Source organism: Protofrankia sp. CiP1_Cm_nod4 (assembly GCF_982290645.1).
The window spans coordinates 1-26,029 of record NZ_CEVIVC010000046.1 but is presented as its reverse complement, the minus strand read 5'-3'; the positions used below and the strand labels follow the sequence as shown (position 1 = coordinate 26,029).

The following is a 26,029-nucleotide window of genomic DNA, read 5'->3' as shown; positions in this document are numbered from 1 at the left end:
TGGACGAGCTGCGCGCGGTCCTGGAAGGCCCTGACGGCAGGGAGGAGTTCACCGCGCTGCTGCGTTACATTGAGCTGGTCGGGGAGGCAGACACACGTGACCAGCTGCACGACCTGATGGCCGCTCTTGGCCCTGAGGCGGAGGAGGCCCACATGACCATCGCGGAGATGCTCCGCGCCGAAGGCCGCGTCGAAGGCCGCATCGAAGGCCGCGCCGAGACGCTGGTCCAGCTGCTGACCCTCAAGTTCGGCCCGCTTCCCGATGCGGTGCTGACCACCGTGCACAACGCCTCCGCCGACCAGCTCCAGGCCTGGACCGCCCGGGTCCTGACCGCTGACACGCTCGATCAGCTCCTCGACTGACCAGCAGCCCGCCACGACGGGCCTGTACGGTTCAAGGACGATCGGCGGCATCAGGCCGCCGCGGTGACGGACACCTCCCGGGGAATCCCGAGCTCCTCGATCAGGCCGACGAGCGTCTCGCGCAGGTCGTCCAACTCGTCCTGCCCGGTGGCCCCCTCGTATGGGCACCCACACCTGGACGCAGCTGCGCATGCGCGCACCAGACAGCGTCCTCGTCGCACTCGACGAGGATCGGGAGGGCGTTGGACAGGGCCTCCGATCGACAGCGGCGGCGAGCCCCATGCGACACGTGGTGTGACCGTGCGGCGTACGCGACTTTGTGGTGCGCACCGTGAGGAAATGCCGCTGGGATGTCAGGGACGGTATGCGCCGCGGCAGTGGTCGATGTCGAGGACCTGTATCTCCCGAGTGCCGTCGTCGATCCGGTAGCGGACACGGTACTCACCCCGTCGCGCCCGCCACAGCCCCTCGAAGGGCTTGCGCAGGGGGCTTCCGACGACGCGTGGACGATCCAGCAGCGGACCGGAGATGAGCTCCCACGCCGCGAAGGCCGCCGCCTCCGGCAGATGTTGGCTCAGGGCGCGGCGAGCGCCGGGCGAGAGGACCAGCCGGTAGGGCGGCCCTGCGCCGTCAGCCTTCACGCTGCTCGTGTCGTCGCCGCATGATCGCGGCTATTTCCGCGCCGGTTGTCACGTCACCGGCGGCGACGGCCTCGTCCGCCGCTCTGATCCTGGCCACGGCCGCTGGATCGGAGAGGAGTTCCAGTGTTGCCTCCATGGACGCCAGATCTTCGGCCGACATCAGGACGACGTACTCGCGGCCGTTGCGGGTGATGTGGACACGTTCGTGTGTGCGGTCGACCTCGTCGGCGATCTCTGACAGCCGGGCCTTGACGTCCGAGAGAGGCAGCGTCTGCATAGACCAGAATTCTAGTCTTTCGGCTGTCCGCTGTCGATCTCGCGATCGAGGCCGAGGCGCGGACCGGGAGCGGCGGCCTGCCCAGCGCCGGGCGGAGCGGCTCACCCGCCGGTCGACCGCTCGCGTGCGAGAGATCTGCCACCCGTACCTCGAGGCGACCGTCGGCCGGTCCGGCGCACCCCACGTCCACGGCGGCAGCGACACTACCGGTGCCGTCCGCGGCGTCGAGACCATCACGACCGGCCTGAGATGGAAGCGGTTGCTTGACCCGCTGGCCGTGATCGGCGAGGTGGACGCCGCCGGGCACGAGGCCTGCCGGGAGCTCGGGCCACAGCCGCTGCCAGCCTGACGAAGGCTGACGCCCGTCCGCCGACGCGACACCGTGGCATGTGACCCCTGAGGTTCGTGCACGATCCGCTCAGCGGCCGAAGTATTCCCTCAGCGCCGAAAGCAGCCGGTCGACGTCGTTGTCGTCGTTGTACGGCGCCAGCCCGAGCCGCAGACCGCCGGCGTCACCGAGGCCGAGCCGATGGGAGGCCTCGTAGGCGTAGAAGGAGCCAGCGGGGGCGTTGATCCCGCGCTCGCCGAGGAAAGCCCGGATGTCCTGCGGGTCATGGCCATCGAAGGTCGTGAGGAGGGTTGGCGTGCGGCGGACCGCTCGTGACCAGAGCGTGACCCCGGGCAGCTGGCGCAGCCCCGTCTCGATCCGTTCGCGTAGGACGTCCTCGCGAGCCTGAAGCGCCGCCATCGAAGCGAGGAGCCTTCCGCGCCGGTCCGCGCCTGCGCCGGCCGCGCTGGGCGCCAGGTCGGCAAGGAAGTCGATGGCTGCCGTCGTGCCGGCCATCAGCTCGTAGGGGAGGGTGCCGAGCTCGAACCGCTCGGGCACGGCATCGGTCGCGGGCCACAGCTTGTCGGGGGAAAGCCGCTCGAGGAGATCGGGCCTGCCGTAGGTGACGCCGCAGTGGGGGCCGAGGAACTTGTAGGGGGAACAGGCGTAGAAGTCGGCGCCGAGGGCCGGTACGTCGATCGCCGCGTGCGCCGAGTAGTGCACAGCGTCGACGTGCAGCCAGGCTCCGACGGTGTGGGCCAGCTGGCTGATCGCGGCGATGTCGGGCATGGTGCCGATCAGGTTGGAGGCCGCCGTGACCGCGACCAGCCGCGTGGCGGGGGAGAGGACACGCTCGATCTGGTCCGGCTCGAGCTCGCCGGTCTCGGGGTCGAAGTCGGCGAACCGGACCGTCGCCCCGACCGCCCGCGCGGCGATCACCCAGGGCCGGACGTTGCCGTCGTGGTCGAGCCGTGTGACGACCACCTCGTCGGCCGGACCCCACCGTTTCGCGATCGTGCGGGCGAGGTCCATCGTGTTCTGCGTCATGCTACGACCGAAGATCACGCCGTCCGGCTCGACGCCGAGGAAGTCGGCGAGGGCGGTACGGCAGGCGACGACTGCGTCCTCGGCGTTGCGCTCGGCGAGCGTCACGGTGCCACGGTTGGCCAGCGGGCGGATGAGCGTGTCGTGGACCGCCCGCGCCACGACATCGGGAGTTTGCGAGCCCCCCGGCCCGTCGAAGTGGGCGGCGCCAGCGGCGAGTGACGGGAAGCGGCTGCGGACCGCGGCGACGTCGTAGGCGGCGATGCCGTAAGCGGTAGCGGCGTCTGGGACGGTGTGGGGCTCGGTCACCACCCCAAGCCTGCCAGCACCGTTCGTCACCGTCGGGCCGTCCGTATCGGCACGGGACCGCGGGTGATCAGGGCCTCAGGAGGAGGGCCGGCGGAGCCGTGCCGGTCACGGGGCCGATGGACGAGGTGTCACGGGGGCGCGGCGGGCGGCCGGCACGCGGTCCTGCACCTGGAGAACGTCCTCACCGAGCCGCACGCGGTGACCATCCGTGACGGTCTGGAATTCCCGAACTATTTCGTGACCTGGGACGCCGGCCGGCCGACCGGCCCGGACGCACCCGGTTACGCCAAGACGATGTTCAGCCAGCTTGCCTGGTGGGCGGCCGCACTTCAGAAGGCACGCGCCGAGACACCCCATCCCGGCTGACCGCGATCACTCGGCGTGGCGAAGCCCCTGCCCGTCCGAAGCGAAGAAGAAGATCATGGTAATGAGGAAACAAGTGGCTGCCACAGCAGCCACTTACACACTCGTTCCGCTGAAGGAGCTGAAGGGGGTTGTGTGGTGGGTGGTGTGGGCAGGTTGGTCGGGTGTGGCGACGTGTGGTCCCGCCCCTGTGCCACCACCTGCCAACCGGGCGCGCGGTAGGTCATGACCACGAGGCGACCGGCATGGTGGCCACCTGGCGGCTGCCGAGGGCCATAGCATGGTCGCGATGCCGACCCTGCTGACCGTTCACCACACGCCCTCGCCGACCATGCAAGTGATGTTGGAAGCGGTGCTGGCCGGTAGCCGAGACGAGGCGATCGAGGGCGTCGATGTCGTCGTCAAGCCGGCCTTGGCGGCGACGGCTGTCGACGTGCTCGCCGCCGACGGCTACCTCCTCGGCACGCCGGCGAACATCGGCTACATGTCCGGCGCGCTCAAACACTTCTTCGACCAGATCTACTATCCGATCTTGGAAGCAACGGTTGGTCGCCCGTACGCCCTCTACGTCCATGGCAACAGCGACACGACCGGAGCGATCCGCGGGGTCGAGGCTATCGCGACCGGGTTGAGGTGGAAGCGCCTGCGCGAGCCGCTGTCGATCGTCGGCGAGGTAGACGTCGTGGGCCGAGAGGCGTGCCGGGAACTCGGAGCCACCGCGGCCGCATCACTGATGTTCGACTGATGTGAGCCAACCGACGTACTGTGGTAGATCAAGGGCGGCACACGGCATCGACCGAAGCCATCGCATCGTCGAGACGCCCATCCTCCTGATCGTCCACGACGCCGTCGCCCGCCCGGTGCGGACCGGCGACGCGGGCGAAACCGAGTGCCGCGCGGTTGTCGTGTCTGCGAGGATCGGGGCATGGACGAGACGCTCGTTGGCATCGCGACGCGTGACGCTGTCGCCGTGCTGCGTCAGGCAGGCGCCCAGTTCGCCTATCTGCACGGCAGCCGCGCCGTCGGGTGCCAGCGGGCGGAATCGGACATCGATATCGCCGCCTACTTCGGCGGGCCGCGGCCTCCGGACTCCTTCGACATACTCCTGCCACCCGGCGTCGACCTCCTTGTCCTCGACAACGCGCCGCTCGAGCTCGCGGGCAGAGTCGCGGCCGGCGGGCGGCTGCTCTTCGAGGACGACCGGGCCGCGCGGGTGCGCTGGGAGGCGATGACCAGAAAGATCTACTTCGACGAACTCCCGCGGATCACTCGGGCGCACCGCGAGTTCGCCGCAGCTCTTCTGGACCGGAGCGCATAGCAGGTGGTCGACGAGGCCCGGGTGCTACGCCTGCTCCGCGCGATCACCGACGACCTGTCCGTGCTCCGCCGCGAGTCGGATGCCAGCGATGAGCGCCGCGCGGACCCGATCTGGCTGCGCGGGGTGAAGTACACCTTCGTGACGGCGATCGAGGCCTGCGTCGACGTCGCGCAGCATATCTGTGCGACGCAGGGCTGGGGACCGCCGGCGGACAACGGCGATGCGGTCCGTCTCCTTGGCGTCCATGGAGCGCTGGCCTCTGCGCTCGCGCTGTCGCTCCGCAAGGCTGTCGGCTTCAGAAACGTCCTCGTCCACGACTACATCGACGTCAACGATGAGATCGTCGTTGCTCGGCTGAACGCCCTTGATGATCTTGACGAATTCGTCCGGGAAATAGCGGCGTACGTGTCTGTCGCCGGGGCGTAGCCGGGGGCCCGGGCGCGATCGCGGTCCGACCCCTGACGACGGCACAGGACAACCGGGTTCCGCTGGACGTGGAGGCCAACCTCATTGTCACGTAATGTAGCTAGCTGATGCACCCGAGTTCCGGGCGCTTCTGCGACCAGATCTACTATCCGTGCCCTGAGGCGACTATCGGCCGGCCGTACGCACTCCACGTCCATGGCGGCAGCGACATGACCGGCGCCGGCCGCGGTGTCGAAACCATCACGACCGGTCTGAAATGGAAACGCCTGCGCGGCCTGTTGGGAACTCGGGGCGACGGTCGCGGCCGGTCTGATGCCCGTGTGATCTGGACGGGCCAGGAAGATCGTCAGGGAAGGACGGCTGTTCGTCTTTGCGAGACGACGCGACGGCCGTCGATGGCCACTGGTGCTGATGCCGACACTGGAAAGGAACCCGACGAATGGGTACGCGGTGCGTTGTTCTTGACATCGGGGGTGTGCTGGAGGTGACGCCGCCGACGGGATGGGTGCGGCGATGGGAGCAGGAGGCGGGGCTGGCGGCGGGCATTGTTCTCGAGCGCCTGCATGACGTTCTCCTCGCGGGCTCGGTGGGGACGATGTCAGAGGCTGAGGTGATCGCCGCGGCCCGCACACGGTTGAGTGTCCCCGAGGACCAGCTGACCAGCTTCTGGACTCTTATGTGGAAGGAATACCTGGGGACGTTGAACGTCGAACTGTTCGCATGGTTCCGGGGGCTCCGGCCGCGATTTCGCACTGGAATCCTGAGTAACAGTTTCGTCGGTGCGCGCGAGCGTGAGCAGGAACGCTATGGCTTCGCAGACGTCACCGATGTGATCGTGTACTCCCACGAGGTCGGGTTTGCCAAGCCGGATCCGCGGGTGTACGCATTGACGTGCGAGCGGCTGGGAGCCGCTCCAGGCGACATGGTCTTTCTGGACGACACCCCTGCGGCCGTCGAGGGCGCTCGCGCGGCCGGTTGGCAGCCGGTTCTCTTCCGTGCCACCGCGCAGGCGATCGCGGACGTCGAGGCATGCCTGGCGATCTGATGGTCTGCGCCAGGCCGCCTGCTCCAGGTGATGAGTTGGGTGCGGTTCGTCGATTTTCACGCGGCGGGGGTGTCGGTGCTGCGCAGGATGTACAGGTCGTCGCCGAAGACGGCGGTGATCTGGATCCGGCATCCGAGGGCCTGGACGACGAAAATGACGCGGACCCCCACTCGTCCACAGCGCGAAGTTTAGCAAACCCTCGACATCCGAGCATCGGACCGGCGCGGCGGAGCCGGCTGCCCCCGACAGTGGAACGTCTGCCGGCAACGCCTCCCATCGCTCATCGATGCGACGAGGCGCGTAGCGTTGTCGCATGTTGTTTCGTGTGCCGGAGGTCGACGCGGCCGACGAGCGCGTGCTGGCCGAGCTCGAGCGGTTCCGCGGCGAGCTGCGCCACCAGGTCGTCGAGCCGCGCCGTTGGCTGGGGCAGCTGCGGCGCAGCCTGATCGCGGGCGCGATCCGGGGTTCGAACACGATCGAGGGCTACACCGTCGACGTGGCGGACGCCGAGGCGGTGGCGGCTGGCGAGGAGATGCCGACGGCACACGACGCGCAGACCCGTGCCGCGGTCACCGGCTACGCGGAAGCGTTGACCTACGTGCTCCAGGCCGCCCGGTTCGAGGTCTTCGCGTTCCACCCGATACTGCTGTCGGCACTGCACTTCATGATGCTTCGCGGTGACCTTGACAGGTCGCCCGGCCGGTACAGAGCAGGGCCGATCTGGGTGTCCGGCGCGCCGGACAACCCGCCGCTCTACACCGGGCCGGATGCCGAGCGCGTGCCGGAGCTCATGGACGAGCTGTGCCAGTGGCTCCAGAACGGGGACCAGGATGCCCCGGTCTTCGTCCGGGCCGCGATGGCACATCTGAACCTGGTCAGCATCCACCCATGGCGTGACGGCAACGGGCGGATGGCTCGCTGTCTACACACACTGGTGCTCGCCCGGCAGCTGATCCTCGCGCCGGAGTTCTCCAGCATCGAGGAGTGGCTCGGATCGTCCCCCCACAACACCGCGATGTACTACGCGGCGCTTGGAGATGCGCAGGGCGGGAGCTTCCAGCCGGAGCGCGACGCGCACGGCTGGCTGCGCTTCTGCCTGCGCGCCCACCACCTGCAGGCCCAGCTGGTCCAACGCCGCCTCGACATCGCGGCCGAAATCTGGAAAGTGCTGGCCGACCAGGTAGCGGCCGCCGGGCTCGGCGAGCGCACCGTCGCCGCCCTCTACGCGGCGACCCGGCCGGAGGGCGCGCGCCGCGCCACCTACATGCGCGACGAAGGGCTGACCCGCGACCAGGCGATCCGCGACCTGCAGGGGCTCAGGGCCGCCGGCCTGATCGAGGAGGCCGGCCATGGCCGCACGCAGCGCTACCTCGCCGCCGGCCCCGCCGCCCAGGCCGAGCGCTCCGTCCGCGTCGCGATCACCGCCCAGCCGCTTCGCGACCCCTACGGCGTCGACTGATTCCCTGGCCCGTATCCCTGATGATCAGGGTGCTGGCTCGGCCGCGGCCTGATCACCGCAGACCCCGAGCGTCAACCAGACCGGGGGCCGACCCTGCTATGGGAAGGGCAGCGAGCTGGCGACTCACAGCGCCGCCGCTCTCCGGCGGGTCAAGCACACCCTCAACAGGCGATCCCGCCCCACCCCAGGGAGCCGTCGTGTCACCCGCGGCTCCGCGCATGTGTTCCTCAGCTTGCCCGAGCAGGTGATCATGGAGCGCTTCGAGTGCGAGGAGGTTCGTGCCGTCCTGGCCAACATAGCGTCATGGTCGAACCTGCCGATCCAGGAGGACACGTCCGCCGGCGCCCACCCGTTCGGTGCCCTCCACGCCTGGAGCGGTCGGACGACCGCCCGAACGGTCGAGCGCACGCTGCGCCGCCAGGAGATCAGCGATCGTGTTCGCAGCCGTGTCTCGAAGGCCCGGCTCTCATAAGTACGGTTATGATAACTGTGCTTACGAGAATCGATGGGGAGTGGCTGATTGGTTACGCTGGAGCGTCCGGTGGACATGTTCGACCGGGAGTTCGAGTGGGACGCGCTGACACGGTTCGCGACGGACGACGCGATCGGCGCGACACTGGGGGTTGTGTCCGGCCGGCGTCGGCAGGGCAAGACGTTCCTGCTCCGCGCGCTGTGCGAGGCCACCGGTGGGTTCTTCTTCGGGGCGGACGAGGCCACGGACGGCGAGTCGTTGCGCCGGATCGGTAGTGCGTTGGCCGATCGGGTGGGCGCGCCGGCGCCGCTGATGTTCGATGACTGGTACCCCGTGTTCGACGCCCTGCTCGAACTGGGCCGCGAGCGTGCCATGCCGGTGGTGATCGACGAGTTCCCGTACCTTGTCCGGGCGAACCCGCGGCTGCCGTCGATCATCCAGAATGTGCTGGCGCCGCGGCGCTCGCAGCGCGACGAGAGCCGCACGCGCCTGTTGCTCTGTGGGTCCGCGATGTCGTTCATGGGCGGCCTGCTCGCGGGCGGTGCACCGCTGCGTGGCCGGGCCGGTCTCGAACTCGTCGTCGCGACGCTCGACCACCAGCTCGCGGCCCGGTTCTGGGGCGTCGACGACCCCGTGACCGCGCTGAAGGTCCACGCGATCGTCGGCGGCACCCCGGCCTACCGCCGCGAGTTCGCCCGCGATGACACTCCAGCCGGCCCCGACGACTTCGACGCCTGGGTAACCCGTACCGTGCTCTCGCCGACCAGCGCCCTCTTCCGCGAGGGCCGCTACCTGCTCGCCGACGAGCCGGACCTGCGTGATACCGCGCTCTACCACTCGGTTCTCGCCGCGATCGCCGAGGGCAACGCGTCACGTGGCGGGATCGCGTCCTACCTCGGACGGAAGTCGGGGGATCTCGCCCATCCGCTCACCGTCCTGGCCGACTGTGGACTGATCACTCGGGAGCCGGACGCGTTCCGCGACAACCGCACGCAGTTCCGCATCGCCGAGCCGCTGGTGACCTTCTACCACGCCGTGATGCGACCCATGTGGTCCGATCTTGAGCACGCACGCGGTACCCGCCGGCTCGCCCAACTCTGGAAGATCGGCCAGCGCCGTTTCGTCGGCAACGTCCTCGGGCCGCACTTCGAGCGGGTGTGCCGATCCTGGACCGCGCACCACGCCGCGCCGGAACGATTCGGTGGAGGTCTCGTCAGCCGGGTTGCCACGGGCGTCGTCAACGACCCGTCCGCCCCCACCAGCCATCAACTCGACGTCGTCGCCTTCGGCTATGACGACGACCAGGAACGTCTCCTGATGATCGGTGAGGCCAAGTGGGGCGACACCATGGGCCTCGCCCACCTGGAACGGCTCAGGAGAATCCGGGAACTGCTCAGCGCCCAGGACCGCCCGGGTGCGGCCACCGCGCGACTCGCCTGTTTCAGCGTGGCGGGTTTCAGTGAACAACTGGTCGCGGCCGCCGGCCAGTCACCGGACATCCTGCTCGTCGGCCCGGCAGACCTTTACGAGCCGATCTGACGGGCGCCTTCCCTCGCCGCGCTCGCCCTCGCCTCTCCGTCTGTGTGTCACCGGCACGGTCCGTCGTTGCGACGAACTCATTAGGATCATGGCCGTGAAGGCGGACGTGGAAGACGCGATGATCGCTGTCCCGGCCGGGCGGGTGACGCTGTCGGACCGGCGAACGCGGCGGCGGTGGTCCGTCGAGCTCGCGCCATACCATCTCGCCGCGTTTCCGGTCACCCAGGCGCGGTACGCACAGGTCACCGGTGAGCGGCCCGGCGCCGCCCGGGGGGACCGGCTGCCCGTCGAGAGCGTTTCCTGGTGGGACGCCGTCCGGTTCTGCAATGCGATGTCACAACACGAGGGGCTGGCCCCCGCGTACGACATCCGTGCTGGCAGCGAGGATGTCGAATGGGATCTCTCGGCGGACGGGTACCGGCTGCCGACCGAGGCCGAGTGGGAACACGCCTGTCGTGCCGGCACCACAGGCCCACGGTATGGTCCGCTCGACGACATCGCCTGGTACCGCGCCAACTCGGACGAGCGCATCCACGAAGTGGGTGGCAGACAGCCCAACCCGTGGGGCCTGTACGACATGCTGGGTAACGTCTGGGACTGGTGCTGGGACATCTACGACATCGAGGTCTACGGCACATACCGGGTGTTGCGTGGCGGAGGGTGGTTCGACCAGCACTGGAGCTGCCGGGCGTCCGTGCGCCGCCGCGGCCATCCGAACTTCCAGGTCGACGACGTGGGGTTCCGCGTCGCGCGGTCCGTTCCCCGCTGACGCACGCGTCTTTGCCTCGATCGCCGGACGCCCCGCCGGGGTCTGCGGGCAGCGCCGTCACAGCGATCCGAGTCGTATCGCCCCGGTCAGCGTCGCCAGCGCTGTGGCCCGGGCGCGCGCTGGATGAGTGGCGTGGCCGGAGTTATCCCGGGTGCGGCCACATGATGGAGACTGGCGGAAAGGGTTGACCTTCACGTCCGCGTCAGGGTTTAGCGTCCGGCGACATGACCGGATTCCAGTCGTCCTCCGTTGTTTCGGACCAGCCGCCGGCTCTCGCCGGGGACAGCGTTGGTTGGCAGGTGCACCTGGCCGCCCGTCCCGTTGGGACGCCCACTCCCGCTGACTTCGCTCTCGTGAGGACGACGGTCCCGCCGCCGTCGGCGGGGCAGGTGCTCGTGCGCAATCTGTTCCTGTCCCTGGACGCGGGAGCGCGGCTACGGATGAGTGACGTCGGTGTGCCGATTCCGCTGTACGCGGTGGGCGCGGTGATGGACGGGGACGCCGTCGGGGAGGTCGTTCTCAGCGCCAGTCCGGATCTCGCCGTCGGCGATCTGGTTCACCATGGCATGGGGTGGCGCGAGTACGCGGTCGCCGACGCGGCGCGGTTCCGCCGGGTCGACGGCCGGGTCTTCCCGACGCTGTCCGCGCATCTCGCGCCGTACCTGACGGCGTGGGCCGGGCTGGTCGACGTTGCCGGGCTGACCGCCGGGGACACCGTCTTCGTCTCGGGGGCCGCCGGCGCGGTGGGCGGCCTTGCCGGCCAGATCGCCCGGCTGAAGGGTGCCGGCCGGGTCGTCGGCAGCGCCGGCTCGCCGGCCAAGGCCGCCCACCTGGTCGAGGAACTCGGTTTCGACGCCGCGTTCGACCACCACGATGGCCAGCTCGCCGACCGGCTCCGGCAGGCCGCTCCCGGCGGCGTCGACGTGTACTTCGACAACACCGGCGGCCCGCAGCTCGAGGCTGCGATCGAGGTGATGAACCCGCACGGCCGGATCGCGCTGTGCGGAGCGCTCGCGTCGCAGAACGGCGGTGCCGGCGCGGCCGGGCCGTCGAACCTGGTCCTCGCGATCGCCAAGCGGCTCAGGCTGCGGGGATTCCTCACCAGTGACCACCTGAGCCGGACGGACCAGGCCCGGGCCGAGGTCGCCGAGTGGCTCCGGCAGGGACGCCTCCACCTCGACGAGACCGTCGTCGACAGCCTGGAGAACGCCCCGCGGGCCTTCGTCGACATGCTGGGTGGCGCGTACACCGGCAAGGTCGTCGTCCGGCTGTCGCGGTAGACCCGCCCGGCTACCGTTACCCGGGGAAGCCTCGGGGAGACGTCGGAGAAGTGTCGGGGCCGGCGTGGGGCCGGCGTGGGGGAGAGGTGAGAACCATGCGGATCGGTGAACTGGCCCGCGCGGCCGGTACGACCACGCGCACGCTGCGGTACTACGAGGAGCAGGGGCTGCTCAGCCCACGGCGTGCCCCCAGCGGCTACCGGCTCTACGGCAGCGCGGACGTCACCCGGGTCGACAACATCCGCAAGCTGCTCGCGAGCGGGTTCACCGTCCGGGACACCTGTTCCTTCCTGGGTTTTCTCGACCGCCCGCTGCCGGACCATTTCCGTCCGGCGCCGATGTGCGAGGACGCGCTGGCGGTCGCCGCTCGCCGCCTCGCCTCACTCGACGAACGCATTGCCGCCCTGACCCAGCTCCGCAACCGCCTGGCGAGCCGCCTCCCCGAACTGACGGTGAACAGCATGGATGACGATACGATGGCTAATGTGGACGGCAGTTCTTCGGTATCGGCAGCGATGACGTTGGTGAACGAGGGGGATGGCGTGGTCGCCGTGGCCGAGACGAACATGCCCACGCTCACAACCGACCTGGTACGTACCACACCGGAAAACGTCAGGTGATAAGGATTGCTGGCCGTCCGCTGCCAGCGCGCCGCCGTATCCTGCCGAAATTCATGAGACCTCGGCCATAATCCGTTCGCCATCGCCGCGGGTAAGGCGGCCGCGATTACTCATTATGTAGTACCCCGGGACGCCAATGGCTTTGAGGCTTTTCGTTACATCTTTCAGGTCATCCCGGACGTCTTTTCTCCCGCGAGGCATCCGCTCCTTCGGGTCACCGGTGGCATGATGATCGTCTATTTGTTTCCAGGACTCGTAACCGAGCCTCCTGAACTCCTCCAACGGGGCGTCGACACCCGGTTTCGCTCGCCACTTCCTGTCGGTGACGTCCATTTCCTGGCGGGCGGTTTAGATGACGGGGCTGATCCGGTGCTCTTTCCCGGGCCTGTGTGGCGAGGGGCTACGTGTCCATGCGCTGGCCTCGAAGCACACCGTCAGCCAGAGGGCCTCGGTGATGTCGAGTATCACATCGCCCACGACAGGGGTATGTGTGAATGTGTGATGGCGTCGCGTAAACCCGCGGACACAGGGCGAGAGGCGAGCTCACGGGCCAGTCCATCGAACCGCAGGTCCTCGGGTGATATGTGCTGGGGCTCCCATCCATACGGACCCGCCTGCTCCCAGCGGTCCGGTCGTTCCGCATGCGCGGTGTGTCCAGCGCTTGTTGGATCTCGACTGTGGTTACTGTGAGTGTGCGGAATCTTGGTCGTGCCGCGGCTACCCGGGATGGCCGTGCCCACGTGGGAGACCAGCGGTTCAGCCCTGTGATTCATCCGAGGCCTCGTTTCGGCAACGTGCGGCCTACATGGTTGCCTCGTGTCGGCGGCGGTTGGCCTGTCTTTCCATCGTTCCCCGTGTGAGTCGTCGAGGCATCGGGAGGGCCGTCAGGTCGGGGTGGCGGAGGTGGAACGGCACCGAGATCCCGCTGCCGGAATTAGATGTCGGTGCGCGTCTGTACGGTGCCGCTATGTCGAGTTCGTCCTCGCCGCATGACGCGGTGTTTCGCCGGATCCTCGGTGCGCCGTCGAACGCGGCGTCGCAGCTGCGTGCGACGTTGCCGTCGGCTCTCGTCGAGCGGCTTGACCTCGATCGGCTGGTCCTTGTTCCTGGCAGTCTGGTCGATGCCACGCTGCGGTGGCGGCATACTGACCTGCTGTTCACCGCTCCGCTCGACGGTCGTGAGGCGTTCATCTACGTTCTCATCGAGCATCAGAGCAGTAACGATCCGCTCATGGCGTTCCGGATGCTGCGCTACGTCGTGCGTGTCTGGGATCGTTATCTGGCCGATCATCCCGGAGCGGTTCGGTTGCCGGTGGTGGTCCCGCTGGTCGTGCACCACAACGAGCATGCATGGACCGCCCCGGTTCAGGTGCTTGACCTGGTCGACCTGGACCCGGAGCTCACCGACGCCTGGGGGGAGCACCTGCCCCGGTTCCAGTTCCTCCTTGACGATCTGGTTCGCGTCGACGAGCGGGTGCTGCGGGAGCGGCCGCTGACCCATTCGGTGCGGCTCACCCTGCTTCTTCTCAAGATCGCCCCTGGCAATCCCCGGCTGGGTCTGGACCTTTGGCCGTGGGTGGACGAACTGCGCGCGGTTCTCGAGGGCCCTGACGGCAGGGAGGAGTTCGCCGCTCTGCTGCGTTACATTGAGCTGGTCGGCGAGGCGGACGCCCGTGACCAGTTGCATGATCTGATCGTCGCTCTTGGTCCGGAGGCGGAGGAGACCTACATGACCATCGCAGAGATGCTTCGTGCCGAGGGCCGTCAGGAGGGCCGTCAGGAAGGCCGTCAGGAAGGCCGCGTCGAGACGCTTGTCCAGCAGCTGACCCTCAAGTTCGGCCCGCTTCCCGAGGCCGTGCTCACCACCGTGCGCAACGCCTCCGCCGACCAGCTCCAGACCTGGACCGCCCGCGTCCTGACCGCTGACACCCTCGACCAGCTCCTCCGCTGACCGGCTGCCACGCCACGGCGAGCCCTGCCCGTCGATCTGGTGATCTGTGTGGAGATCCCCATCCTCCGCCCACGGGCCGAGGGGTTCGTCGGTGTGTCCGTGACCTCGCGGCACCGCGGCGTCGTTCCGTTCGGCCTCGGCCGGCTGACGTCGGCTCGCTGACGCTGGGAAGCGCTGGAAGATGGTCGGTGGGATGAGCGCGACGCCTGTTGCCAAGGAGGTTGCGGCTGCTCGCGGTGGCCGGAACCTGTTCGACCGTTTCCTCGTGGGCCGGACAGGGCGATGACGCGGCCGACGGGCGTGCGAGAGCCCGCCGCCGGCCGTCGGCGTCAGCGGCCGAGGCCGGCGTCGCGGGCCTTGATGATGGCGGCGGTCCGGTCCGGAACCGCCAGTTTGACCAGGATCTGCGAGATGTGGTTGCGCACGGTCTTCTCGGCGAGGAACAGCTTGCCGGCGATCTGCCGGTTGCCGTCTCCTGCCGCGGCGAGTGTAAGCACTTCGCGTTCGCGGGCGCTCAGCTGTGGGAAGGGAAGGTTGGGTCTGGTGGCTTCGCGTAGTCCGATCAGCCGGCGGGCCATCCCGTCGCCGAAGAAGGCGTGGCCACGGGCGACCGACCGTACCGCCTGCACGATGTCGTCGCGGTCGGCGCTCTTGAGCAGGTAGCCGAGCGCGCCGGCATCGAGCGCGGCCTGAAGGGCGTTGTCGTCGGCGTGCATGGTCAGGATGAGGACGGCGACGGACGGGAAGCGCTCGCCGATCTGGCGGGCGGCTTCGGTCCCGTCCATCTTGGGCATGGTGAGATCAGTGAGGATGACATCCGGCGTGTGCCGGGCGACGGCTTCCAGGAGCTCCTGCCCGTCGGCGGCGTCGCCGACGACCTCGACCTCGTCGGTGGCCTCCAGCGCCGCGCCGAGCCCGAACCGGTACATGGGGTGGTCGTCCGCGATGACGACCCGGATCGGCCGCTCGGCCCGTGGTGTGGTCATGCTGCCCTCCGTGGCTGGCCCGCCAGCGGGAGTGTGGCCAGGACGATGGTCCCGGGCTGGGCATCGATGAATGCCAGCGTTCCACGGAGGTTCGTGGCGCGTTGCGTCATGCTCTCGATCCGACACCTACCGGTCGCGGTGCCCCGGTGATTCCTCGGCCGTTGTCCTGGACGGCCAGGATGAGCGCTTCGGCCCCGCTGTCGACCGTGAGCCGGACTGTCGCGGCGCCGGCGTCGGCGTGGCGGACCACGTTGGTCAGTGCTTCGACTGCTATCAGGTAGGCCGCGTTCTCCACATCCGTGGGCAGCCGCGGTAGTTCGCCAGTTATTTCGACCCTGACCGGCAGCCGCGCGGCCAGGGTGCCCGCGTGTCGCCGCAGCGCCTCGACGAGGCCGGCCTCGTCGAGCGCGCCGGGCCGCAGGACGCCCTCCACGACCGCGCGGAGCAGCTCCGGCTCGTCGGTCGCCGCGACACTGTCGCCCAGCCGGGCGACGGCCTGCATCGGGTCGCGCCGGTCCCCGTAGACGAACCGGTCGACGAGGTGCTGCAGCCGGTTCCGAGCCGGGGTGAGCCCGACGGCCACCAGCGCCGCCGCGAGGACACCGGGCAGCCCGCCGCCGCCGAGCCCCGTGCCGCCGGCGGCGGTCACCGCCAGGTAGGTCCCGCTGACAGCGGCGGTCAGCACGGCGTAGACCAGGGTGCGGCGCAGCACGACCTGGATGCCGAACAGGTTGTGCCGGAAGACGCCGACCGCGATCGCCACCGGTAGCAGGCAGCTGAGCAGCGCGAGCTGGGCACGGCCGAGGAAGAAGGTGCCGCCGAACACCGGCACGACCGCGGCGGCCAGCCAGGCGAGCTGCGCCCGTTCCGCGCCGGCCGCCCGCGCCAGACGGACGGCAGTGTGCGCCCAGATGGCTACCAACGACACCACGAAGACGACCGTGGCCACGGCGAACGGCGGTAGGTACAGCCAGTCCGGGAGCCGCAGCGGCGACTCGCCGTCGGGGATGACGTCATCATAGGAGCTGGGGAACAGGTCCGTCGTCGCAACCAGGACCGCCAGCGAGCCGGCGGAGGCGACAGCCAGACGGCGCTGCCACCGCTCGCGGCCGTTGGCTGCGGTCCCTCCCACGAGTCGGATCGCCCGCGGCCCGGCCCGGGCTCCGACTCGGCGTCTGGTCAGTCCGGCTCCGGTCAGTCCTTCAACTCGGAGTCCGGCCAGTCCGGCGGGGTGAGCTACACGGAACTGCTCGGCAGGTCGGTCAACGATCCGCTGATCGTCAGGTACTCGACCGAGAACGGGTGCGAGCTCTACGGTTCCCAGCGCCAGTGCAGACTGGCCGGGACCATCCTGTTCTACAGGGACAGCGGCCGGATCCATCAGGTCAAGATGTATGGCCCAGGCATCGGCGGAACCCGCGCCTACCAGGGGGACCTTCCGCGCGGCCTCCAGTGGAGTGACTCCCATGCCGCGGTCGTCGCCAAGCTCGGTCAGCCGGTCAAGGTGGTGCAGGCGACCACGAGCACGCTGCCGTGGGCGGATTTCGGCTCCGGTCGGACGCTTCTCATCGTCACCTACAACCGAGAGGGCAGCGTAATCCACGACGTCCAGGCCGGCGAACGGGCCTGACCGATGCTGATCGACCGCGCGCGGGTGACAGCCGCGCTACCCGTCTACGAGCTGGGTGCCGAACTCGGCGCCGGAAACTTCGGCCTGGTGCTCGCTGGCCGGCACCGCCGCCTGGACCGCGAGGTAGCGGTCAAGATCCTCGCCGCGGCCCACGAAGGCGCCGAGGCCGGCTTCGAAGCAGAGGCCCGGCTGCTGGCCACTATGGACCACCCACACGTCGTCCGGGTCTACGACTACATCGAGCATGACGGCCTCTGTCTGATCATCATGGAGCTGCTGGCCGGCGGGACTCTGACCCGTCGGCGCGGAACGGGCCTTTCCCTGGAGGACTCCTGCGCGGTGGGGCTGGCCGTCGCCGAGGCCCTGACCTGCGCGCATGCCCTGGGGGTGCTACAGCGCGACGTCAAGCTGGACAACATCCTGTTCGACGCGAACAGCCTGCTGAAAGTCACCGGCTTCGGAATCGCAAAGATTTTCAAGGGATCGGCGGCGACCGCCAGCATGGTGGCCGGAACCCCGAAGTACATGGCCCCCGAACAGATCATCGGCGGCCGGCTCGAACCAGCCACCGACATCTACGCCCTCGCCGTCGTCCTCTACGAGCTGCTGACCGGAGCGCCACCGTTCGACCCAAAACTGCCCCTCCACGCGCTCTACCACCAGCATCTGAACGTCATGCCCGCCCGGCCGGCCGGCGTGTGCCAGACGCCGTGGCGGATGTCGTCATGCGCGCACTGGCGAAGGACCCGGCCCAGCGCCACCCCAGCGCCCATTACTTCGCGGCCAGTTTCGCCCACGCGGCCACCGCCAGCCTTCGGCCAGGCTGGCTCTCCCGGACCAGCATCCAGCCCCGTCTCAGTACCGAGGTCCGCGAGGCCGCCGAAGGCCAGGCCATACCCCCGCTCGCAGCTCTGCACGTACCGTTATTGCTACCGCGCCACCCGGCACCACTGGACCCACCGGTTCCCCTGTCACTGCCGGCCTCGCAGGCTCCCCCGACTGTCCCTCCCGACGCGGCGCCGTTCCCGACCGTGGCCACAGGTATGGCGCAGTCACCTCCACGATCACCACAATCACCCGGCTGGTCGCCGGACCCGCCGCCCGGACCCGCCGCACGGCGCCGCGGCCGGCCGTTCGCGGCCCTGTCCCGGCCACTCACCGCACCGGCCAGCCGCCAACGGAGATTCCCGCGTCGCCCCTGGATCGCCGCTGTCGCGCTGCTCCTCGCGGCGGTTCCCGCGGCCTCTGCCGTCGTGGTCACCCGGCCCGACAGCCGGCCCAACAGCCCAAAGCCGCGCAACGTCATACCAACCCTGTCTCCGCGTAGCTCGACGGCACTCGCGACGCCCAGCCCGGTGCCCGCCAAGCTGAAGCACCTCGCCACCCTCGCAGGCCACGACGGACGGGTGCTGACGGCGAGCTTCTCGCCCGACAGCACGGTTATCGCGACTGCGGGCGCGGATGACACCGTGATTCTCTGGTCCCTGTCGGACCCGAGTCTCCCTACTCGTGTCAAGACGATTTCCGAACAGGTCGACGACGTGAGCACGATCGTGTTCTCAGCACACCAGCCGAGGCTTTTCACCAGCGGCAGGCGAGCGGTCCGCTGGGATTTCACGAACTCAACATCCACCTGGGAAATCCTATCCACCGATCTTCCGTCGCCGTCGTCGCTGGCGGTCTCCCGGGACGATAGCTCCCTGGCGATGGCCGGAGGATTCAAGGTGGCGGTGCTCGACCTGGTGGCGGATCCCCCCGTGCCCGCACCCACAGCCACGCTGGACGTCACGAAGGCGATCGGCGGGCTCGCTTTCACTCCTGACCTGGGCATGCTGGCGTCCAGCCATGACGGCCTCCTCGCGCTGTGGGACACGTCAACCGCCGGTCGGGCACCCCGGATAGCCACCCTCCCCTCCGGCCTTCGCCTCGACGACATCTTCAAGCCCAAGCTGACCTTCTCGCCAAACGGGCGCATGCTGGCGGTCGGAACTCTCCTCGGTTTCGAGATATGGGACGTAGAAGAACCGCGCCGACCAGCCCGGGTCGCGACAAACGACTACACGAGAAAGGGCTACTATATCCACTCGCTTGCGTTCTCGCCGGATTCCTTGAACCTGGCCGTCGCCGTCACCTCCGTCGAGGATCCTCGGGTCAAGCTGACGGTGTGGGATGTAGCGAACCCGGTGGAGCCGGTCCGCTACGTCGAGACCAGCCACAATGCCGGGGTGGAGTGCGTCGTGTTCTCCCCCAACGGAAAGAACATCGCCGTCGCCGGAAGGGACGGAACCGTGAGCCTGTGGGCGGTGGTGTGAAGCGATGGCCACGCCACCGCCCCTGCGGACCGGTCATGGCAGAGCGTCGGCGGCCCATATCGGGCTCGCGAACTCGACCACAAGCCAAGCGTTGCTACGGGCGGGTGCTACGTGGCGGAGGGTGGTTCGACCAGCACTGGAGCTGCCGGGCGTCCGTACGCCGCCGCGGCCATCCGAACTTCCAGGTCGACGACGTGGGGTTTCGCGTCGCGCGGTCCGTTCTCCGCTGACGCACGTGTCGCGCGGCTGGGGCTCTTGCCCGGCCACCGCCGCGATCCAGGCGGCACCGCTATGATCAGACCGGCTGTCTAACACCTGTTAGACTCATGGTATGACTACCGTCAGTATGCGGGATCTCAGCCATGCCGTGGGTACCTGGGTCGATCGCGCTCACGCGGGGGAGTCGATCATCATCACTCGCAACGGGCGGCCATGGGCAAGACTGGTACCGGAGCTGACCCAGACTGGTAGCGACTACCTGGATCAACTTGTTGTGGAGGGGCGTGTCGTCGTCCCCACGGCGAGCCTGGCTGATCTCCCCGAGCCGGCTCCCACCGGTGCCTGGGACGGGCGCGACTCCACGGACGTGGTCGCTGAACTGCGCGAGGAATCTCCGTGATCTATTTGGATTCCAGTGCGCTTGTGAAGCTGGTCCATCCGGAGCAGGAAACACACGCGCTGCGATCCTGGCTGGCCGCCCGGCCGGGCGTCTCGGTGTCATCCGCGCTCGCCGTGCTGGAGGTGACCCGCGCACTGCGCCGCAGCGATCCCGCCGCGCTTCCCCAGGTGCCTGATGTCCTGTCTCGCGTCACGCTCGTGCCCATCGACCAGCCGGTCATCGTCGCAGCCGCGGCCCTGACAGATCCTTTGCTGCGTTCGCTGGACGCTCTTCATCTCGCGACGGCGCTGCGGCTCGATGCGCCGTCGCTGGTCTTCGTCAGCTACGACAAACGTCTTTCTGCCGCTGCCGTTCAGGAACGCCTGAACGTCGCGGTGCCTGTCTGAGCCCGCGGCAGTGCTGCTACGGCGAGCCGGGTTGTGTCGGCTCGTCCAGCGCCGCCGGCGGAGCAGTCCCAGGCCGAGGCGGCGAATAGCTCGGGCAAGGGTGTCTCCGCGCCTACAGCCGATCGGTGAACCGCCCCGGCCGCGTTGGAGCGTCGGGCCGATCTGTGGTGTGCTCCGCCCTCGACGTCATCGAGCATGCTCTGTGGGCCTGCCGGAACGAAGGCGTCGCGGCTCGTCGTCAGTCCCGCGATTCGTCCGGGCCTCCGTCCGCCGTCCACGGATCGAGGGGTCTCTCCTGGCACTGGTTGGATGATGCCTGGGAGGTGGTCGGTGGGATGAGCGCGACGCTTGTTGCCAAGGAGGTTGCGGCTGCTCGCGGTGGCCGGAACCTGTTCGACGATCTTGACCTGGTCGTCGGGCCGGCGGAGCGGGTCGGGCTGGTCGGGCCGAACGGGGCCGGCAAGTCCAGCCTGCTGCGGATCCTCGCCGGGCTCGACGCGCCGGCGGCCGGCAGCGTCCGGCTGGCGCCGTCGAACGCGTCCGTGGGCTATCTCGCGCAGGAGCCGCAGCGGCGTCCGGGCGAGGTCGTGCTGGACTTTCTCGCCCGGCGGACCGGTGTCGCCGAGGCGACCCGCCGGATGGACGCGGCCACCCGGGCGCTGACCGACGACGAGCCGGGCGCGGCCGACACCTACGCCGACGCGCTGGAACGCTGGCTGGCGCTCGGCGGTGCCGACTTCGCCGAGCGGGCCGACGCGTCCGCCGCCGACCTGGGGCTCGCGATCGACCTGACAGCGCCGATGACCGGGCTCTCCGGCGGCCAGGCCGCCCGGGCCGGGCTCGCTGCCCTGCTGCTCAGCCGGTTCGACGTCTTCCTGCTCGACGAGCCGACCAACGACCTCGACCTGGACGGGCTGGAGCGGCTGGAGTCGTTCGTAGCCGGACGGCCGGCCGGGACGGTCGTCGTCAGCCACGACCGCGAGTTCCTCAGCCGGACCGTCACGTCCATCCTGGAGATCGACGCGCACCAGCACCAGATCGCCTTCTACCGGGGTGGCTACGAGTCCTACCTGGAGGAACGCGCCCGCGCCCGCGGCCACGCCCGCGAGGACTACGAACAGTACGCGGCCCGGCGGGACGCGCTGGCCGCCCGCGCCCGCATGCAGCGGGCCTGGATGGACAAGGGCGTCCGCAACGCGCGTCGCAAGGCCAGCGACAACGACAAGATCCGCCGGAACCTGCGCGGCGAGACGTCGGAGAAGCAGGCCGCGAAGGCCCGCCAGACCGAGCGGATGATCGAACGCCTGGAGGTGGTCGCGGAGCCCCGCAAGGAGTGGGAGCTGCGGATGACCATCGGCGCGGCGCCACGCTCGGGCGCGGTCGTCGCGACGCTGCGTGACGCGGTCGTCCAGCGCGGCCCCTTCACCCTCGGGCCGGTGAACCTCCACGTCGACTGGGCCGACCGGATCGTGCTCACCGGCCCGAACGGGGCGGGCAAGACGACGCTGCTGGCCGCGATGCTCGGCCGGGTCCCGCTGGCGGCCGGTGCCGCGACGCTGGGCCCGGGTGTGGTCGTCGGGGAGGTCGACCAGGCCCGCGGCCTGTTCGCCGGGGCGGACTCCCCGCTCGACATCCTCGGCCGCTTCCGGCCCGAGATGTCCACCGCCGACGCCCGTACCCTGCTGGCCAAGTTCGCCCTGGGCGCCGACCACGTCGGCCGTGCCGCGGCCACGCTGTCACCGGGGGAGCGGACCCGGGCCGCGCTCGCGCTCCTGCAGGCGCGCGGGGTGAACCTGCTGATCCTCGACGAGCCGACCAACCATCTCGACCTGCCCGCGATCGAGCAGCTCGAGTCGGCGCTGCACGGCTACCCGGGCACCCTCGTACTCGTCACCCACGACCGGCAGATGCTCGCGGCCGTCGACGTCACCCGCCACCTGCACGTCGAGGCCGGAAAGCTCACCGAACTCGACCGCTGAGCCATCACGGGACGCCGATCATCGTGACGGACAGCCTGGATCTCCCGGAGCCGGGTCGTCACGTTGCCGAGTGAGGAGAGGGCCAACCGTCGGGCCGCCCGGCGCACGCACTCATGGTGAGTCGACGGGCGTTGCTCGTCGACGCCTGGCCGGAACTGGTTCTGCCCGCACCGGTCCGGTCCGGTGGGAGTGGAGGACTCTCGTATGATCATGTCGTTGCAACAGACTGTGGCACGGCTGCTCTTCACCCTGCCGAAAACACCATAAAACGGGCGATTGTCCGCCGATGGTCCCATCCGTCGTGCACCTGGAACAACATCGACTATCGGTCGAATAGGGGAAAGCGGTGCCGGAGAACGGCGACGAACTCTGTTGAGCCCCTATGAACATCACAAACGTGGCTGCTGACCAGCGGATCCCCGTCGTCTCCTGACGTCTGATCGCTACTTGCCGTACGCCGCGCCCCTGGACTCAACTCCGAGGTGATACGAGCTGAGATATGGGTATAGGGAAGGCATGGGTATAGCATTGAGTCTCGGGATGTTGGCTCTGGGAGCCATCCTCGCGTTCGCTGTGCATGCGGACTCCTCCGGGCTGAGCCTTCCCACGGTCGGTCTGATCTTCATGATGGTCGGTGCGGTTGGGTTCGGTGTATCGATCTACAGGGATCGCTGGCGTCGGCATATCGTAGAGGAGTCCGTCGAGCGTAGGGTCACGCCTCCGATCATGTTCGAGGACGATATGATCATCGAACGGGAGCCTGCGAAAAATCCGACCGCCGGTGCCGCACGCGAAGACGCGCCGGAATCACCGGTACGGACCTCACCGTAGCTTTCACCCGCCCAGTCGCAAAGATCGCCGGATTGCTGGGAGAATCTTCGACGGCTGAACAGTCCGCCCTCTCGCGACCGGATTCCATGAGCGCCGATTCCGGAAGAAACGCCGTCGATCCCGGATAGAAAATCGCCGGCGCGGCAGATGGTCTCGCGATACATGTCGCGGCAACCGCGCACAGCACCTGCGACACCGCTGTGCAGACGGCCGGTACGGCCCGGGCGAAGATCCGCCAGAACCCACAAGCTACCGCGACGACCGAGAAGACGCCAGGTATCCGCGACAAGGCCGCCGGGACCTTCCGCGGGCAGGTCGAGCATCACCTCGGGTTGCCGCGGCCGTCGAGAAGACCGTGGCCAGCGAAGACCGTGGCCAGCGAAGACCGTGGCCAGCAGCGACAAAGCCACTCGCGTCGCAGGCTGGCAGGCCCCGGCGCCACCGGTGGGGCGGTTGCCGGCGAGATCGTCCTGCCGCCCGTGCACCGGGCGGCCCGTCACCGTCGCCGCGCCGGACTCCGGCCGCAGCCGGCGATGGTGACCTGAATCAAACGAAGCAAGAGATTCGGCAGGTTAAGGCAGGGGAAAACACATCGGTAATCATCACGACAAGGAGGAATGGCAATGGTTGAGTTCATCATCGTCACGCTGCTGCTCGGACTCGTCGTCGGTGCCGTCGCCCGCCTGGTACTACCCGGTCCGGACCGCATCGGTATCGGGGGCACCATAATCGTCGGGATCGTCGGATCCTTCGTCGGCGGGTTCCTCGGTTATGCCCTATTCAACAAGGATGCGGGTGAGGGTCCGTTGCAGCCCTCCGGTGTCGTCGGCTCCGTAATCGGTGCCGTTCTGGTACTGCTGGCGTGGCGTGCTGTGAACGGTCGCGGCTCCTATCGGCACCAGAGGTATGTCCGCCGGTAAACGCGGGGCCGGCCGAGCCGGGCTGGGAATCCGTCCCATGCGCAGCTTGAGGTCCTGGGTGAGTCGCCGGGAGCGGGATTCTCCTCGGCGGCTCACCCAGGACTGTGACACCCTCCACATTCGACTAAGAGCATGTCTCATGTGGAGGGTTTCTTCCCAGCAGGCCAACGCGGCGGGCGGCGAGGGAGAGAAAAACGAGGAAACTGTGAGCGTGCCTGGGCCTGTTGCCGAGGTTGAACTCGTGATAGCGCCGGGCCCGGCGGCGCGGGCCGACCAGACGGTCCGGGAGGCATACGCCAGCCAGCCGCTACGCGACCCGTACGGCTCCCGGTAACAGCGAGTCCCGGTAACAGTGGGCATACAGCGGCCGGCGGAAGCGGCGATCGTTTGCCGTCCGACGCTGTGATGTTCTTGGTATCGGACTGGTATCGTTACCGACATGGCCCTGACGGTACGTACCGACGAGGAGCTGGAGCACGCCCTGACGGTGCTGGCAGCCAGCGAGGGCGCCTCCCGGCAGGAGATCATCCGACGTGCCGTCCTGGAGCGTTACGAGCGGGCCGGTCATGCTGCCCGGGTGCGGGACAGCGCTGATCGGATGCTCGAGCGGTGGGGGGATGTGCTCGCCCGCCTGGGCAGCGTGTGAGCCCTGTCGAGTACCTGGACCTGGAGGATCTGCTCACCCTGGTACGCGGCCTGGGCACCGCTCCGGTACAGGACGTCGGCCTGCTCGACGCGGCGGCGGCCCGGGCGCGATCGAGCGCGTTCGGTCAGGACGCCTACCCGACCCTCGCGTCGAAGGCCGCCGCGCTCCTGCACTCGATCGCCCGCAGTCACCCTCTGGTCGACGGCAACAAGCGGCTGGCCTGGCTGGCGGCAGTGGTGTTCCTCGACGTCAACAGACATGCGACCGGCCTTTCCGACGACGAGGCGTTCGACCTTGTCATGGACGTCGCCCAAGGCGTCGCGGACGTCGAGGAGATCACCCATCGGCTGCGTGTCGTGCCGTTGGACGGTGATTGAGCACAACGGCTGGCCAGCTCATGCCGGAAGGCTGACGACGCCAGGAGCTGCCACAACCTGCTTCCGACCGAGTGCTTGTAGACCAGGTGCTTGTAGACCTGTAGTCATCATAACTGTACTTATGACAGATCTGGATCTTGATAGGTCCGGATCCGCGGTTCCTGGAGCCGGCCCGGCTCGGGACGCCAGGCAGGGGGCACCTTCCTGGCCTTGGCAGGCGACAATGGCGGTCGTGTCCGCTGACGCCTGCGATACGGCTCCTGTGACGACCGGCCCCGCCGGCTCCTCCGGTTTTCCTCCTGGCTCCGCCGAGCCCTCCACTGCCGAGCCCTCCACTGCCGAATCCTCCGCTGCCGCGCGTCCCGTGGCCGCCAGCGCCGATGCCCGCCGGGGACTGGCGGTGGTCACCGGGGCCAGCAGCGGGATCGGTGCCGCCAGCGCGCGGGCGTTGGCGGACGCGGGTTTCGACGTCCTGCTCGGCGCGCGCCGCGCCGACCGGCTGGCGGCGGTCGCCGCCGACATCGGGCCGGCGGCCCGCAGCCGTCCCCTGGACGTCACCGACGCCGCGTCCGTCCAGGCGTTCGCGGCCGGTGTCGCCTCCTGCGAGGTCGTGGTGTGCAACGCCGGCGGCGCGCTCGGGCTGGCCCCGGTGGCGGCGGCGGACGAGGCCGAGGCCGAGGAGGAGCGATGGCGGTGGATGTGGGAGGCCAACGTCGCCGGGGTCGCCCGTACCGTGCGGGCCTTCCTGCCCGCGCTGGTCGCTTCGGGTGACGGCCGCATCGTCGTGGTCACCAGTGTCGCCGGCCATCAGGTCTACCCGGGCGGGGGCGGGTACACCGCGGCCAAGCACGCCGCGGCGGCGGTCGTCCAGACGCTGCGGCTGGAACTGCTCGGCCAGCCGGTGCGGATCATCGAGATCGCCCCGGGCATGGTGGACACCGAGTTCTCTCTCGTCCGCTTCGACGGGGACGCCGGACGGGCCGCCGCGGTCTACACCGGCACCGTCCCCCTCACCGCCGACGACGTCGCCGACGCCGTCACCTGGGCGGTCACCCGCCCACCGCACGTGACCATAGCCCGGCTGGACCTCTTCCCCCGCGACCAGGCCTCCGCCCGCGACGTCCACCGCCGGCCCTGACA

The 26,029-nt window shown here is 69.0% G+C and carries 33 protein-coding genes and 1 pseudogene; 27 read left to right on the top strand and 7 right to left on the bottom strand.

Annotation, left to right across the window (positions count from 1 at the left end; genetic code table 11):
• The coding region (locus tag AC5LSR_RS11265; protein WP_493468423.1) for an RpnC/YadD family protein at positions 1-362 on the top strand (362 nt) is incomplete at its 5' end.
• Positions 363-412: 50 nt separating this feature from the next.
• On the opposite strand, the gene AC5LSR_RS11260 is transcribed toward AC5LSR_RS11265, so the two are convergent.
• The 3 genes from AC5LSR_RS11260 to AC5LSR_RS11250 all read right to left on the bottom strand — a co-directional run bounded on the left by AC5LSR_RS11260 (position 413) and on the right by AC5LSR_RS11250 (position 1,280).
• On the bottom strand, positions 413-562 hold the full coding sequence (locus tag AC5LSR_RS11260) for a hypothetical protein (protein ID WP_493468422.1): 150 nt from the start codon (positions 560-562) through the stop codon (positions 413-415).
• 153 nt (positions 563-715) lie between these two features.
• Positions 716-1,003, bottom strand: a complete 288-nt coding sequence (locus tag AC5LSR_RS11255) for a type II toxin-antitoxin system RelE family toxin (protein WP_250282737.1) — start codon at positions 1,001-1,003, stop codon at positions 716-718.
• Positions 993-1,280 carry a type II toxin-antitoxin system Phd/YefM family antitoxin gene (locus AC5LSR_RS11250; RefSeq protein ID WP_250282735.1) on the bottom strand — a complete coding sequence of 96 codons (288 nt, stop codon included), beginning with the start codon at positions 1,278-1,280 and terminating at the stop codon, positions 993-995. Before AC5LSR_RS11250 ends, AC5LSR_RS11255 begins: the two co-directional genes overlap by 11 nt.
• 124 nt (positions 1,281-1,404) lie before the next feature.
• Here AC5LSR_RS11250 and AC5LSR_RS11245 point away from each other — a divergent pair, with 124 nt between their 5' ends.
• On the top strand, positions 1,405-1,629 hold the full coding sequence (locus AC5LSR_RS11245; RefSeq protein WP_250282732.1) for a flavodoxin: 225 nt from the start codon (positions 1,405-1,407) through the stop codon (positions 1,627-1,629).
• Positions 1,630-1,698: 69 nt separating this feature from the next.
• On the opposite strand, the gene AC5LSR_RS11240 is transcribed toward AC5LSR_RS11245, so the two are convergent.
• Complete coding sequence (locus AC5LSR_RS11240; RefSeq protein WP_493468421.1) at positions 1,699-2,991, bottom strand: cysteine desulfurase-like protein; 1,293 nt, start codon at positions 2,989-2,991, stop codon at positions 1,699-1,701.
• Between the two features lie 33 nt (positions 2,992-3,024).
• Between AC5LSR_RS11240 and AC5LSR_RS11235 the strand changes: the two genes are divergently transcribed.
• The 11 genes from AC5LSR_RS11235 to AC5LSR_RS11185 all read left to right on the top strand — a co-directional run bounded on the left by AC5LSR_RS11235 (position 3,025) and on the right by AC5LSR_RS11185 (position 12,252).
• On the top strand, positions 3,025-3,327 hold the full coding sequence (locus tag AC5LSR_RS11235) for a hypothetical protein (RefSeq protein WP_493464986.1): 303 nt from the start codon (positions 3,025-3,027) through the stop codon (positions 3,325-3,327).
• Positions 3,328-3,604: 277 nt separating this feature from the next.
• Positions 3,605-4,069: a flavodoxin family protein gene (locus AC5LSR_RS11230; RefSeq protein ID WP_493464987.1), complete on the top strand. Its 465-nt coding sequence runs from the start codon at positions 3,605-3,607 to the stop codon at positions 4,067-4,069.
• A gap of 180 nt (positions 4,070-4,249) precedes the next feature.
• Complete coding sequence (locus AC5LSR_RS11225) at positions 4,250-4,642, top strand: nucleotidyltransferase domain-containing protein (RefSeq protein ID WP_250282724.1); 393 nt, start codon at positions 4,250-4,252, stop codon at positions 4,640-4,642.
• 3 nt (positions 4,643-4,645) lie between these two features.
• Positions 4,646-5,068 carry a type VII toxin-antitoxin system HepT family RNase toxin gene (hepT, locus tag AC5LSR_RS11220; RefSeq protein WP_250282722.1) on the top strand — a complete coding sequence of 141 codons (423 nt, stop codon included), beginning with the start codon at positions 4,646-4,648 and terminating at the stop codon, positions 5,066-5,068.
• A gap of 475 nt (positions 5,069-5,543) precedes the next feature.
• On the top strand, positions 5,544-6,113 hold the full coding sequence (locus tag AC5LSR_RS11215; protein ID WP_493468420.1) for an HAD-IA family hydrolase: 570 nt from the start codon (positions 5,544-5,546) through the stop codon (positions 6,111-6,113).
• A gap of 313 nt (positions 6,114-6,426) precedes the next feature.
• Entirely contained in the window at positions 6,427-7,572 is a 1,146-nt protein-coding gene (locus AC5LSR_RS11210; protein ID WP_250291769.1) for a Fic family protein, read from the top strand.
• 232 nt (positions 7,573-7,804) lie between these two features.
• Positions 7,805-8,044, top strand: coding sequence for a hypothetical protein (locus AC5LSR_RS11205; protein WP_250282714.1), 240 nt, complete (start codon positions 7,805-7,807; stop codon positions 8,042-8,044).
• Between the two features lie 75 nt (positions 8,045-8,119).
• Positions 8,120-9,583, top strand: a complete 1,464-nt coding sequence (locus tag AC5LSR_RS11200; RefSeq protein WP_493468430.1) for an AAA family ATPase — start codon at positions 8,120-8,122, stop codon at positions 9,581-9,583.
• Positions 9,584-9,671: 88 nt separating this feature from the next.
• On the top strand, positions 9,672-10,352 hold the full coding sequence (locus AC5LSR_RS11195; RefSeq protein WP_493468419.1) for a formylglycine-generating enzyme family protein: 681 nt from the start codon (positions 9,672-9,674) through the stop codon (positions 10,350-10,352).
• Positions 10,353-10,576: 224 nt separating this feature from the next.
• Positions 10,577-11,632, top strand: a complete 1,056-nt coding sequence (locus tag AC5LSR_RS11190; RefSeq protein WP_250282707.1) for an NADP-dependent oxidoreductase — start codon at positions 10,577-10,579, stop codon at positions 11,630-11,632.
• Between the two features lie 95 nt (positions 11,633-11,727).
• Entirely contained in the window at positions 11,728-12,252 is a 525-nt protein-coding gene (locus tag AC5LSR_RS11185; RefSeq protein ID WP_493468418.1) for a MerR family transcriptional regulator, read from the top strand.
• Between the two features lie 51 nt (positions 12,253-12,303).
• Here the strand turns inward: AC5LSR_RS11185 and AC5LSR_RS11180 are convergent, their stop codons facing one another.
• Positions 12,304-12,585 (bottom strand): hypothetical protein, encoded by a 282-nt coding sequence (locus AC5LSR_RS11180; RefSeq protein WP_493468417.1) that lies wholly within the window; start codon positions 12,583-12,585, stop codon positions 12,304-12,306.
• A gap of 634 nt (positions 12,586-13,219) precedes the next feature.
• Between AC5LSR_RS11180 and AC5LSR_RS11175 the strand changes: the two genes are divergently transcribed.
• Positions 13,220-14,203 (top strand): Rpn family recombination-promoting nuclease/putative transposase, encoded by a 984-nt coding sequence (locus AC5LSR_RS11175; protein ID WP_250282701.1) that lies wholly within the window; start codon positions 13,220-13,222, stop codon positions 14,201-14,203.
• A 329-nt stretch (positions 14,204-14,532) separates the two neighbouring features.
• Here AC5LSR_RS11175 and AC5LSR_RS11170 read toward each other — a convergent pair whose 3' ends face one another.
• Together AC5LSR_RS11170 and AC5LSR_RS11165 are read right to left on the bottom strand one after the other, a co-directional pair.
• Complete coding sequence (locus tag AC5LSR_RS11170) at positions 14,533-15,189, bottom strand: response regulator transcription factor (RefSeq protein ID WP_493468416.1); 657 nt, start codon at positions 15,187-15,189, stop codon at positions 14,533-14,535.
• A 106-nt stretch (positions 15,190-15,295) separates the two neighbouring features.
• Positions 15,296-16,321, bottom strand: a complete 1,026-nt coding sequence (locus tag AC5LSR_RS11165) for a sensor histidine kinase (RefSeq protein WP_250282697.1) — start codon at positions 16,319-16,321, stop codon at positions 15,296-15,298.
• Positions 16,322-16,420: 99 nt separating this feature from the next.
• Here AC5LSR_RS11165 and AC5LSR_RS11160 point away from each other — a divergent pair, with 99 nt between their 5' ends.
• From AC5LSR_RS11160 to AC5LSR_RS11100, 13 genes and pseudogenes are all read left to right on the top strand, one after another.
• A complete protein-coding gene (locus tag AC5LSR_RS11160; protein WP_250282695.1) occupies positions 16,421-16,819 on the top strand; it encodes a hypothetical protein in 399 nt (132 codons plus the stop codon).
• 3 nt (positions 16,820-16,822) lie between these two features.
• Positions 16,823-18,190, top strand: a complete 1,368-nt coding sequence (locus AC5LSR_RS11155; RefSeq protein ID WP_250282691.1) for a protein kinase domain-containing protein — start codon at positions 16,823-16,825, stop codon at positions 18,188-18,190.
• Positions 18,073-19,131, top strand: a complete 1,059-nt coding sequence (locus AC5LSR_RS11150; protein WP_445548441.1) for a WD40 repeat domain-containing protein — start codon at positions 18,073-18,075, stop codon at positions 19,129-19,131. Before AC5LSR_RS11155 ends, AC5LSR_RS11150 begins: the two co-directional genes overlap by 118 nt.
• Before the next feature lie 101 nt (positions 19,132-19,232).
• A pseudogene (locus AC5LSR_RS11145) lies at positions 19,233-19,361 on the top strand (SUMF1/EgtB/PvdO family nonheme iron enzyme); the annotation flags it as partial.
• A 101-nt stretch (positions 19,362-19,462) separates the two neighbouring features.
• Positions 19,463-19,750, top strand: coding sequence for a type II toxin-antitoxin system Phd/YefM family antitoxin (locus tag AC5LSR_RS11140; protein WP_250282687.1), 288 nt, complete (start codon positions 19,463-19,465; stop codon positions 19,748-19,750).
• Positions 19,747-20,136 (top strand): type II toxin-antitoxin system VapC family toxin, encoded by a 390-nt coding sequence (locus AC5LSR_RS11135; protein ID WP_250282685.1) that lies wholly within the window; start codon positions 19,747-19,749, stop codon positions 20,134-20,136. Before AC5LSR_RS11140 ends, AC5LSR_RS11135 begins: the two co-directional genes overlap by 4 nt.
• A gap of 335 nt (positions 20,137-20,471) precedes the next feature.
• Positions 20,472-22,115: an ABC-F family ATP-binding cassette domain-containing protein gene (locus AC5LSR_RS11130; protein WP_250291762.1), complete on the top strand. Its 1,644-nt coding sequence runs from the start codon at positions 20,472-20,474 to the stop codon at positions 22,113-22,115.
• Between the two features lie 516 nt (positions 22,116-22,631).
• Entirely contained in the window at positions 22,632-22,946 is a 315-nt protein-coding gene (locus tag AC5LSR_RS11125; RefSeq protein ID WP_250291759.1) for a hypothetical protein, read from the top strand.
• 623 nt (positions 22,947-23,569) lie between these two features.
• The gene (locus AC5LSR_RS11120) at positions 23,570-23,866 is read left to right on the top strand and encodes a GlsB/YeaQ/YmgE family stress response membrane protein (protein WP_250280811.1); all 297 of its coding nucleotides are present in this window, start codon (positions 23,570-23,572) and stop codon (positions 23,864-23,866) included.
• A 205-nt stretch (positions 23,867-24,071) separates the two neighbouring features.
• The gene (locus AC5LSR_RS11115) at positions 24,072-24,200 is read left to right on the top strand and encodes a hypothetical protein (protein WP_445548439.1); all 129 of its coding nucleotides are present in this window, start codon (positions 24,072-24,074) and stop codon (positions 24,198-24,200) included.
• Positions 24,201-24,305: 105 nt separating this feature from the next.
• Positions 24,306-24,512 (top strand): ribbon-helix-helix domain-containing protein, encoded by a 207-nt coding sequence (locus tag AC5LSR_RS11110; RefSeq protein WP_250280808.1) that lies wholly within the window; start codon positions 24,306-24,308, stop codon positions 24,510-24,512.
• Positions 24,509-24,889, top strand: coding sequence for a type II toxin-antitoxin system death-on-curing family toxin (locus AC5LSR_RS11105; RefSeq protein WP_250280806.1), 381 nt, complete (start codon positions 24,509-24,511; stop codon positions 24,887-24,889). Before AC5LSR_RS11110 ends, AC5LSR_RS11105 begins: the two co-directional genes overlap by 4 nt.
• 364 nt (positions 24,890-25,253) lie before the next feature.
• A complete protein-coding gene (locus AC5LSR_RS11100; protein ID WP_250280824.1) occupies positions 25,254-26,027 on the top strand; it encodes an SDR family NAD(P)-dependent oxidoreductase in 774 nt (257 codons plus the stop codon).
• Positions 26,028-26,029: the final 2 nt, after the last annotated feature.

Bases quoted from the DNA above. Each gene is read 5' to 3' on its own strand.
- AC5LSR_RS11250 (WP_250282735.1), bottom strand. From the start codon at position 1,280: ATGCAGACGCTGCCTCTCTCGGACGTCAAGGCCCGGCTGTCAGAGATC.
- AC5LSR_RS11230 (WP_493464987.1), top strand. From the start codon at position 3,605: ATGGTCGCGATGCCGACCCTGCTGACCGTTCACCACACGCCCTCGCCG.
- AC5LSR_RS11225 (WP_250282724.1), top strand. From the start codon at position 4,250: ATGGACGAGACGCTCGTTGGCATCGCGACGCGTGACGCTGTCGCCGTG.
- AC5LSR_RS11210 (WP_250291769.1), top strand. From the start codon at position 6,427: ATGTTGTTTCGTGTGCCGGAGGTCGACGCGGCCGACGAGCGCGTGCTG.
- AC5LSR_RS11200 (WP_493468430.1), top strand. From the start codon at position 8,120: ATGTTCGACCGGGAGTTCGAGTGGGACGCGCTGACACGGTTCGCGACG.
- AC5LSR_RS11195 (WP_493468419.1), top strand. From the start codon at position 9,672: ATGGCCGTGAAGGCGGACGTGGAAGACGCGATGATCGCTGTCCCGGCC.
- AC5LSR_RS11190 (WP_250282707.1), top strand. From the start codon at position 10,577: ATGACCGGATTCCAGTCGTCCTCCGTTGTTTCGGACCAGCCGCCGGCT.
- AC5LSR_RS11185 (WP_493468418.1), top strand. From the start codon at position 11,728: ATGCGGATCGGTGAACTGGCCCGCGCGGCCGGTACGACCACGCGCACG.
- AC5LSR_RS11180 (WP_493468417.1), bottom strand. From the start codon at position 12,585: ATGGACGTCACCGACAGGAAGTGGCGAGCGAAACCGGGTGTCGACGCC.
- AC5LSR_RS11175 (WP_250282701.1), top strand. From the start codon at position 13,220: ATGTCGAGTTCGTCCTCGCCGCATGACGCGGTGTTTCGCCGGATCCTC.
- AC5LSR_RS11170 (WP_493468416.1), bottom strand. From the start codon at position 15,189: ATGACCACACCACGGGCCGAGCGGCCGATCCGGGTCGTCATCGCGGAC.
- AC5LSR_RS11155 (WP_250282691.1), top strand. From the start codon at position 16,823: ATGCTGATCGACCGCGCGCGGGTGACAGCCGCGCTACCCGTCTACGAG.
- AC5LSR_RS11140 (WP_250282687.1), top strand. From the start codon at position 19,463: ATGACTACCGTCAGTATGCGGGATCTCAGCCATGCCGTGGGTACCTGG.
- AC5LSR_RS11130 (WP_250291762.1), top strand. From the start codon at position 20,472: ATGAGCGCGACGCTTGTTGCCAAGGAGGTTGCGGCTGCTCGCGGTGGC.
- AC5LSR_RS11125 (WP_250291759.1), top strand. From the start codon at position 22,632: ATGGGTATAGCATTGAGTCTCGGGATGTTGGCTCTGGGAGCCATCCTC.
- AC5LSR_RS11120 (WP_250280811.1), top strand. From the start codon at position 23,570: ATGGTTGAGTTCATCATCGTCACGCTGCTGCTCGGACTCGTCGTCGGT.
- AC5LSR_RS11110 (WP_250280808.1), top strand. From the start codon at position 24,306: ATGGCCCTGACGGTACGTACCGACGAGGAGCTGGAGCACGCCCTGACG.